We start from the raw sequence: 4366 nt of genomic DNA, 5'->3' as shown, positions 1-4366 counted from the left end.
GTGGCGTGCTATCACTGCTGTGATCGTCAATTATCCATACTTCGTACTGCCCACCTGGATATTCCAGATTACAAAGATTTTTAACTAATTTAGCAATTACCGCTTCTTCATTTTTCGCAGCCACTAATACAACAGAAGCTAAATTGGGCAGTTTTAGGTTAGTTGTAGCTTTAGGTAATCAATGAAGTCTAGAATTTCTGTTGTTCAGAAGTCAAGGCATCAAGTGAAAGCAACAAACTTTTAGAAAAGTAAGATTCACTTCCTGAGCGGATAACATAAGGTTTCTCTGCCAGAATATGTAAATCAGTTTTTTCTGTTTCTCCATGTGAAGTTTCCACTTTTTTATTAACTTCTATCCCTGTTATCACCCCAGTCAAAGCTCTCTCATAAATTGGGATTTGTCTTGTATCGTCGGATAGCATATACCAGCAGTGATCCTGACTTTTCCCGTTAAGTCTCTCTAGCAAGCTTCCAACCCTCACAGAGGTCGTGTAATTTTAACCAGCCTCGCCATAGTACCTGGATGCCAATGGGTGTTTTGCTTCGATGTTCTAGGTAGCCGCCAAGACGAGCGATCGCAACCAAGCGCCCAACTAACTGTTAGTATCTTGGGGGGTTTGGGAGATTTAGCTTTCAAAATCAGAATTTGTTGAGGATTAAGAATTTCAATTGCGGGGGCTGCGGCTTGCCGTTTTTTCTTCTGTGTTGGGGTTTCATCTTTCGGTGGCTTCTGTTTTGGCTCTCGATTCCACAGTTTTTGCCACAACAAACCTATGGATTGACCAATATGAGGTTCTATAGCTAAAGCGCTGTGTAATATTAAACCATTACCTCCCTTACCAATTGGGCCGTAACCTTCTTTTTTAGCCTCAATACTGCCATAATCTAGGAAAGTCGTGTCTCCAACGCACAGCACTACGTCGTATTCTGCAACAGTTTCCGCCGTCATTTGGCAGTGCGGTTGTAAAAGCTATTGAAAATTCCACTTTTGGGTTGGCAAAAACTCACGGATCTCTCTTGAGTACTGTTCCACTACTGAAGATTTCTGACAGTGCAATGCCTTATCCAAGACTAAGAGCATAGCCTATCGACATTGCACGCTCATTTAATCGGCACTCGCCCAACTCACAGGTTGCAAAATTTTTCTCCCACCAGTCCAGCATTTTTCGTCACCTTTATCACCCAATTTCAATTACTGTACCGTATACGCTGTGCTGTTTTCTAAATCCTTTGTGAGCAAGCTTTTCAAGACTTAACGGGAAAAGTCAGAGATGAGATTCCTGTCCAAAAAATTGTTTTAGAAACAAAAAAACTTATGATTAGCATTGTTCAGATTAGCCTGATATCTGAACAATGCTATCATGAGTCTCAAAAATTAAAATTGGCAGGTATGATACATCTGTACGCCTCTACAGAAGTTTATGATTTGCTATTAGCGATCGCCTCGTTTAAGACTAACTCTGGTTGTGGTGTCTCCTCTTCTTCTGGCAAACCATAAATTGACCTGTACAACTTCACGTACTCTTTGGCAGATTGATACCAACTAAAGTCTTGGGCCATGCCACGTTTTTGTAGTTCTAGCCATTGCGGTTTGAAACGGAAGCCTTCCCAAGCCCGGATCATACAGGTGAAAAGGTCTAGCGGTTCATAGCGGTCAAAGCAATAACCGTTACCTGCTGCATTTTCGGGGTCGTGATGGCTGACGGTGTCAACTAATCCACCTGTGCGGCGGACAATAGGCACAGAACCGTAGCGTAAAGACATCATTTGGCTGATACCGCAAGGTTCAAAACGACTAGGCATTAAGAAAGCGTCAGTACCAGCGTAGATCCGGCGAGACAGGGCATCGTTATACAGTAAGTAAGTTGCCATGCGTCCGGGAAAGCGGGATGCTAATTGCCACATTTGAGTTTCATAGTAGCGATCGCCTGTCCCTAACAGCACAAACTGTGCATCTGTATAGGAGAGGAAGCGATCAAGGATTTGTAATATCAAATCAATGCCTTTTTGTTCCACTAATCGGGTCACAATCCCAATTAAAAAGGCTTTAGAGTTGACTTCTAATCCTACTTCTTCTTGCAAAGAAATTTTGTTGTCTTTGCGTTTCTCCAAGCTATCAGCAGTGAAGGTTTGGGCAATGTATTTATCATTTTCGGGGTTATAAACTTCGGTATCAATCCCGTTGATAATCCCAGATAATTTACCGCTAATAAAGGACAGCAAACCTTCTAATGTTTCACCATAAGTAGGTGTCTTGATTTGCTCGGCATAGGTGGGCGAAACTGTATTTACTTTATTGGCAAATTGCACCGCCGCCGCCATTGTGTTGTGTCCTTGCATATACCAAGGACACCAAGTAATTTTTTCTAAATACCAACGCCAGGGCCCTTGATAAGCCAGATTATGAATGGTAAAGACTGTGGTTATATCAGGATCTTGATGCATCCACACAGGAATCATCCCCGTATGCCAATCGTGACAATGGATAATTTCTGGTTTCCAGTAATTCCAGGCAAACTCGGCTGCACCATTGGCAAAAAAGGTAAACCGCCAGTCTTCATCATCTCCAGAATAAATGCGGCGGGGTAGGAAGGCGGGATGTCCAAATAAGTACAAGGGAACATCAGTACCAGGCAGAACGCTTTCGTATACTGCAAAGTGCTGGAACATGGCATCGCCCCACCAGATGGGTTCTTGGGGAATTTCCATTTTGTCTGGCAGGAAGCCATAGTAAGGCAAGAATATCCGCACATCATGCCCCATTTCTCTCAGAAATTTGGGTAATGCCCCAACAACATCACCCATTCCTCCTACTTTCGCAATGGGTGCTGCCTCTGCTGCAACAAATAGAATCCGCATGGTAATTTTTGCTTCCCTGGTTCTGTCTATATTCTCAAGTTAACTCTTGTCGCGTCTGGCACATCTTTGGTGCAACGGCGATCAATTCTTATCTAATCACATCGGCTTGACCAATTGCTTAAGAACCGCGCCCAATCACCGCAAAAATTTCTGATAAAATTTCTTGCGCTCCCTGTTGCCGCAACAGTTGTGCTAGTTCTGTGCCTAGCGCTTCGGCATTATCGGCCATCCCTGTGACGGTATCTTTTACCAGCTTTTGACCATCTACACTAGCGACTATCCCAGTTAAGGTCAAATTATCACCAGATATTTCTGTATTTACACCAATAGGTACTTGACAGCCGCCCTCTAGAGAGCGTAGAAAAGACCGTTCGGCCAAACAGCGATCGCGTGTTTCGGGGTGTTCGATCGCTTTGAGTAGAGATAGCAATTCACTATCATCAGCACGGCATTCTATCCCTAAAGCACCTTGTCCTACGGCGTGAAGGGAGATTTCTTTGGGCAGAATTTGATGAACGCGATCGCCCATTCCCAATCTCTCTAACCCTGCTGTTGCCAAAATTAGGGCATCGTATTCGCTTGCATCCAGTTTTGCCAATCGTGTAATCAAGTTTCCCCGGACATCCTTAAAGGTAAAGTGCGGAAAGTGATGGCGTAACTGTGCTAACCGCCGCAGCGAAGATGTACCGATTACCGCGCCTGCGGGTAATGTATCGATTTGTCTATCTTTGTGCTTTTCATGCACCACTAATGCATCTGCTGGGTTTTCCCGTTCAGTAATTGCTGCCAGTGTTAACTCTTCAGGTAAGTGAGTGGGCAGATCCTTGAGGGAATGAACGGCAAAGTCAATCTCTTGATTGAGCATTCCGAGTTCAAGTTCTTTAGTAAAAAGCCCTTTATCGCCAATCTTAGCTAATGCTACATCCAAGATTTTATCGCCTTGGGTAGACATGGTGTGGACTTCAAAAATGATATCAGGGAATCTTTTCTGGAGTTGCTCTTGTACCCAGTAGGTCTGAACCAGAGCAAGTTGGCTTTTGCGTGAACCAATCCGAATAGTGCGTGGAGGGCTAGAAACAACTGAAGTCATAAAACAATATAATATCGCAGGCGATAAATTCACTCTCATCTAGACTACCGTAGTCAGGGACTCATACCAATTTTGGAGTTTGGATTTGGGATTTTGGATTACAATTCTTTACCTAAAGTTTGTTCCAGAATCTCAAACAATACTATTTAGTACAGCATTATTACGGTGCATTGCCCTATATTTATTACTCGAAGACAATAAAAATCTACGGTGCATCGATTGAAAACTGCTATAAACTGGATGTATGACTTTCGGAGTAGCAGAAATTATGAGTGTTGCAAAATCTGCATGACGCCGCGGACTTCGGCCTGCCCGCCGAGCTTGCCTTCGGTGCCGACCTCGCGGGCCACGCGCGTCACTTCGCCGGCGAACGCGTTCAGCTGGTCCACCATCGTGTTGATGGTTTCCTTCAGCTGA

General features: G+C 44.0%; 2 protein-coding genes and 3 pseudogenes. All 5 read right to left on the bottom strand.

The window, feature by feature from the left end; translation table 11 throughout:
* Nucleotides 1-151, bottom strand: a pseudogene (locus LC574_RS28575) (glycosyltransferase family 2 protein); the annotation flags it as partial.
* 49 nt (nt 152-200) lie between these two features.
* Nucleotides 201-482: pseudogene (locus LC574_RS28570) on the bottom strand (hypothetical protein); the annotation flags it as partial.
* Nucleotides 451-949 (bottom strand): annotated as a pseudogene (locus tag LC574_RS28565) (hypothetical protein). The pseudogenes LC574_RS28565 and LC574_RS28570, both read right to left, overlap by 32 nt.
* A gap of 470 nt (nt 950-1419) precedes the next feature.
* Nucleotides 1420-2859: a glycogen synthase GlgA gene (gene glgA, locus LC574_RS28560; RefSeq protein WP_229457021.1), complete on the bottom strand. Its 1440-nt coding sequence runs from the start codon at nt 2857-2859 to the stop codon at nt 1420-1422.
* 118 nt (nt 2860-2977) lie between these two features.
* The gene (gene hemC / locus LC574_RS28555; RefSeq protein WP_229457020.1) at nt 2978-3949 is read right to left on the bottom strand and encodes a hydroxymethylbilane synthase; all 972 of its coding nucleotides are present in this window, start codon (nt 3947-3949) and stop codon (nt 2978-2980) included.
* Nucleotides 3950-4366 lie beyond the last annotated feature (417 nt).

The sequence above is a fragment of the Nostoc sp. CHAB 5715 genome, assembly GCF_020829685.1.
Classification (GTDB): domain Bacteria; phylum Cyanobacteriota; class Cyanobacteriia; order Cyanobacteriales; family Nostocaceae; genus Nostoc.
The sequence above is the reverse complement of the archived record's forward strand: the minus strand, read 5'-3'. Positions and strand labels throughout refer to the sequence as shown.

Excerpts from the sequence above, each read along its gene's own strand:
- hemC (WP_229457020.1), bottom strand. The coding sequence starts at position 3,949 with ATGACTTCAGTTGTTTCTAGCCCTCCACGCACTATTCGGATTGGTTCA.
- glgA (WP_229457021.1), bottom strand. The coding sequence starts at position 2,859 with ATGCGGATTCTATTTGTTGCAGCAGAGGCAGCACCCATTGCGAAAGTA.